This window comes from Paenibacillus sp. AR247 (genome assembly GCF_002968895.1).
Lineage (GTDB): Bacteria > Bacillota > Bacilli > Paenibacillales > Paenibacillaceae > Paenibacillus_AQ > Paenibacillus_AQ favisporus.
The window spans coordinates 11,460-16,125 of the sequence record NZ_PCZT01000005.1; the positions used below are offsets into that span (position 1 = coordinate 11,460).

Consider the following 4,666-nt stretch of genomic DNA (forward strand, 5'->3'; position numbering starts at 1 on the left):
GCTTGGCGCAGGTCGAGAAGAATTGACATGATCGTTTTCCCTCCAGGATAAAAAGTTTGAACCCTTCACATCAGAGCTGCCCGCTTCCATATAACGTGCGGACGCAGTTCTGCTTCCCAGGGCTCAGTCTGAATTGTAATGATATTCTTTAGTAATGTGCCCCGAGGCGGGTGGCAAAATTCAAGTTTCTCACCCGCTGTGATATAATAATCAGGATAGACTTCTTATAGTCGTGGAGGTTAACATATGGCGAAAAAGCAGTACGCCGTCATCGGTATGGGGCGCTTTGGCTCCAGTGTTGCAAACACACTGAGCGAGATGGGGTTTGACGTGCTTGCCATCGATTCGGATGAACAGCGCACCCAGGCGGTATCAAATATGGTTACGCATGCCGTATCAGCGGATTCAACGGATGAAGAGGCGCTTCGAGCCCTGGGCATCCGCAATTTTGACGTGGTGGTTGTCGCCATCGGCGAAGACATCCAATCCAGTATTTTGACGACGCTCATCCTGAAGGATCTTGGGGTCGGAACGATTATCGTCAAAGCGCAAAATGAACTGCACGGCAAGGTTTTGCAAAAGATCGGCGCCGATAAAGTGATTTTTCCGGAGCGGGATATGGGTATGCGGGTCGCCCACCATCTCACTTCGCCGAATATTTTGGATTACATCGAAATTTCCGAAGACTACAGCATTTTGGAATTAAAGGCTTCGCAGGACATGGTCGGCAAAAACTTGAGGGAGCTCGACATTCGCGCCCGCTTCGGCTGCAACGTCATGGCGATCAAGCACGGCACGAAGATGGATATTTCGCCGTATGCCGACGCCCCGCTGAGCGAAGACGACGTACTCGTTATCGTTGGCGAAAAAAGCGATTTGACCAAGTTGGAGCTGGCTTATCCGAAATCACAGCTGCTCGAGAAGAAGCACCGGGACAAGCAGCATAAATATATCATCGAGGGCATTCATCTCGTGCAGGAGGCGCTGACGGCCGGGGCAGACCTGGAGTGCGTCGCTTTTGACCTGGAGCAGGGGGTTCCGTCCGAGCTTGCCCATCTGGCTGGCGGGGAATCTGCGGAGTGGATCGGCGTATCGCCTGCGGTAATCGCGAAGTGTACGGATACGAAAACGCCGCAGCCGGTTTTTGCCGTTGCCCGGAAGCCCAAGTCCGCGGCAGGGCTTGACGCCCTGATGAGCCGGGAAAGCAGCCTGGTCATCATCCTGGACGGCGTGCAGGATCCCGGCAATGTCGGGACGATCATCCGCAGTGCCGATGCGGCTGGGGCGGACGGGGTCATTCTGGGGCGCGGGTCGGCCGACCTGTACAATCCGAAGACGATCCGCTCGACCATGGGGTCGCTGTTCCATTTACCCGTGGTGGAGGGTGATTTGATGGAGATCCTGCCGGAGGCGAAGCGGAGTGGCGTGCGGGTGATCAGCACCAGCCTGCAGGCGCAGGACACGTGCTACAGCTACGATTTCCGGCAGGGCTCCTGCTGGCTGCTCGTCGGCAACGAAGCCAAAGGGGTATCGGAGCAGGCGCAGCAGCTGGTGGATGACGCGCTCATCATTCCGATGCGGGGACAGGCCGAGTCGCTGAACGTGGCGATGGCTTCGACGCTGATGCTGTTCGAGGCGATGCGGCAGCGGCATTTTGCTTGAACCTGCCTGCTCGTGAATATAAAAATAAAAGGCAATTCCGCTCGGTGTGCGATGCGGAGCTGCCTTTTTTGCGTTGCGTTACACGCCCGAATAGGCCATAAATCCGCCGTCAACGGGCACCACCGTGCCGGTGACAAAGCCCGAGGTGGTGTCGTCCACCAGCCAGAGCAGGGTACCCAGCAGGTCTTCCGGAACGCCGAACCGGCGCATCGGCGTGTGGCTGATGATTTTATGGGAACGTTCGGTCAGGGACCCGTCCTCGTTCGTCAGCAGTTTTCGGTTCTGTTCTGTCAGGAAAAAGCCGGGGGCCATGGCGTTGACCCGGATGCCCGATTCGGCAAGGTGAACCGCCAGCCACTGAGTAAAGTTGTTAATCGCTGCTTTGGCTGCGCTGTATGCGGGCACCTTGGTCATAGGACTCGGTGCGCTCATGGAGGATATGTTCAGCACAACCGCGCCGGGACGGCCGATCATCTGCCCGGCAAAGACCTGGGTCGGAATGAGGGTGCCGATCATATTGAGGCCGAGCACGTTCTGGAATCCCTGGATGCTGAGATCAAAAAACGTCGTGATCCCTGGCTGTCCAAGGTGCTCCGGCTTATAGATCTCTTCCGTCGTATTAGCACTGGGATGATTTCCGCCCGCTCCGTTAATCAGGATGTCGCACGGGCCGAAGGCCTCGCGGACCTGGCGCTCCGCCGCCTGCACGCTGCCGGGCTCCATCACGTCGCAGGCCACGGCAAGCGCCTGACCGCCCGCTTCGCGGATTTGCCGGGCAACGGCTTCGCCCTTTTCAGCCGTCCGGTTCAAAATCGCGACCTTTACCCCTTGGCGTCCGAGCTCCAGCGCCATGGCGCTGCAGAGAACCCCGGACCCGCCGGTAACAACGGCTGTTTTTCCGTGCAGGGCAGGGTGGTTAGGCAATGCTTTCATGCGTATCCCTCTTTTCTGCGGTAGGTTGAAGCTTCTGGTAGGCGTCCCACAACCCCCAGAGATACATAATGCCCATGGCGCGGTCATACAAGCCGTATCCCGGCCGGCACTGCTCGCCCCATAAATGTCTGCCGTGGTCCGGGCGGGCATAACCGGTAAAGCCGGTGTCATGATATGCCTTGACGATGCCCGCGATATCGACGGTGCCGTCCTGCGTCCGGTGCGAAGTCTCGATAAAGTCGCCGTTCTCATACACGCGCACATTGCGGATATGGGCAAAAGGAATCCGGTCCGCAAACTCATGGATCATGGCGATGATGTCGTTGTCCGGATTGGCCCCAAGGGAGCCGCTGCACAGCGTAATGCCATTGGACGGGCAGTCCACAAGGGAGAGCAGGCGCCGCAGGCTGTCCTGGCCAGTAATAATGCGCGGCAGCCCGAAAATCGGCCATGGCGGATCGTCCGGGTGGATGGCCATCGTAATGCCGCAGCGCTCCGCAGTTGGAATGACTGCCTCCAGGAAATAGGCGAGATGGTCCCATAGGTCCTCTGACGTCACATTCCGATAGGCCTCAAACAGGGAGGTCAGATGCGCAAGACGTTCGGGTTCCCAGCCGGGCATCGTCAGGGAGCTGTTCTGGTTGATCGTCTGCACAAGGTCGAACGGGTCAATGCCGTGGATTTTGGATTTTTCAAAAAAGAGTGCCGTGGACCCGTCCTCCAGCCGCTTGTAGAGTTCCGTCCGCGCCCAGTCGAACACCGGCATAAAGTTGTAACAAATCACTTTCACGCCGACTTGCGCCAGCTTTTCGATCGTTTTGACGTAATTGTCGATATACTTGTCCCGGGTCGGCAGCCCCAGCTTAATATCCTCGTGGACGTTAACGCTTTCCACCACGTCAATATGAAGGTTATGTGCTGCAGCCTGATCCCGAACAGCGATGATCTTCTCCATCGGCCATTCGTTTCCGGCCGGGACGTCATGAAGCGCCCACACGATCCCTTCGACACCGGGAATTTGTTTGATATGATCCAGCGAAACCGTGTCATTGCCTTCGCCGAACCAACGGAATACCATACGCAATCCCATACACCGCCTTGTCATTATGTTGTTTTGCAGAAAGAAGCTGCTGCCATTTCATCGGCACCATTGCCGGTACCGGTATGGCATGCTCCGGCGGCCTTGCTACACAGGCCAGCATGACTTACTTGAAATATTCCGGGTAGCGCTGTTTCAGGACCGGGAGGTTCGAAATGCTGAGGGTTAGATGCTCCTTCATGATCCGTTCGGCGAGGTCCGCATTCCGGCTGCGGATGGCTTGGATCATTTCCCGGTGCTGCTCAAACAGGTTCCCCCAGTGCGGATCCAGCGACAGCCATAACACGCGGGTGCGGTTCAGATGCGCGTTCATCTGCTGAATGACGTTCCATGTGCCCATTTTCCGGACACCCTCAAACAGGATTCGGTGAAAAGCCTCGTCGAGCTCAAACATTCGCTTGCCGTCAAGCTGCTTCATGCTCTCCTGCTGCATCACGAGATTGTTCTCCATCTCCTGCAGCTTGTCTGCGGGAAAGGACTCGCAAGCGAGACGGATGACGGCCTTCTCCAGCTGCTCACGCATGAAACGGGCTTCCTCCACCATGTCCGGATCGATCAGCGAGACAGGGTCCCCTTTGAGGCAGCACCAGCAGCAGGCCTTCCTGGGCCAGGCGAACGAAGCTCTCCCGAACCGGCGTCCGGCTGACGTGAAAGGTCAGGGACGTTTCTTTCTCGGACAGGGCCGTACCCGGGGGAAGCTCCAGACTGACAATTTGCTGCTTGGGCTGTTGGTACACGAGATTTCCGGCTGAACCGGATTGGAGCATAGTTTCATCCATTTCATGGATACCTCCTGACACTTCCATACTACCATACAAGTATGGCAGACGAAATGAAAATTTGCAGCTGACCGACCTGGATATTAGAATGAAAAGCCAATAAAATGCAGGCCAATAGGATTAAGCAGGTTCTGCAAGCTCTGAAAACCCGTCATGGAAAAGGGCGTACAGGTTTGAGAGCCGGGTACAGGAC

The 4,666-nt window shown here is 56.6% G+C and carries 3 protein-coding genes and 2 pseudogenes; 2 read left to right on the plus strand and 3 right to left on the minus strand.

Translation table 11 applies throughout. The features are described 5' to 3' along the window. Positions 1-246 precede the first annotated feature (246 nt). A pseudogene (locus tag CPT76_RS41865) lies at positions 247-597 on the plus strand (potassium channel family protein); the annotation flags it as partial. A gap of 27 nt (positions 598-624) precedes the next feature. Beyond that, complete coding sequence (locus CPT76_RS38240) at positions 625-1,662, plus strand: TrmH family RNA methyltransferase (protein ID WP_374954605.1); 1,038 nt, start codon at positions 625-627, stop codon at positions 1,660-1,662. 78 nt (positions 1,663-1,740) lie between these two features. Here CPT76_RS38240 and CPT76_RS04035 read toward each other — a convergent pair whose 3' ends face one another. The 3 genes and pseudogenes from CPT76_RS04035 to CPT76_RS04045 form a co-directional block, all read right to left on the minus strand. Beyond that, positions 1,741-2,595 carry an SDR family oxidoreductase gene (locus tag CPT76_RS04035; RefSeq protein WP_105442013.1) on the minus strand — a complete coding sequence of 285 codons (855 nt, stop codon included), beginning with the start codon at positions 2,593-2,595 and terminating at the stop codon, positions 1,741-1,743. Then, complete coding sequence (uxuA, locus tag CPT76_RS04040) at positions 2,579-3,679, minus strand: mannonate dehydratase (protein ID WP_105442014.1); 1,101 nt, start codon at positions 3,677-3,679, stop codon at positions 2,579-2,581. The genes CPT76_RS04035 and uxuA overlap by 17 nt, the downstream gene beginning before the upstream one ends. Positions 3,680-3,800: 121 nt before the next feature. After that, a pseudogene (locus tag CPT76_RS04045) lies at positions 3,801-4,473 on the minus strand (GntR family transcriptional regulator). Positions 4,474-4,666 lie beyond the last annotated feature (193 nt).

Excerpts from the sequence above, each read along its gene's own strand:
- CPT76_RS04035 (WP_105442013.1), bottom strand. The coding sequence starts at position 2,595 with ATGAAAGCATTGCCTAACCACCCTGCCCTGCACGGAAAAACAGCCGTT.
- CPT76_RS38240 (WP_374954605.1), top strand. The coding sequence starts at position 625 with ATGCGGGTCGCCCACCATCTCACTTCGCCGAATATTTTGGATTACATC.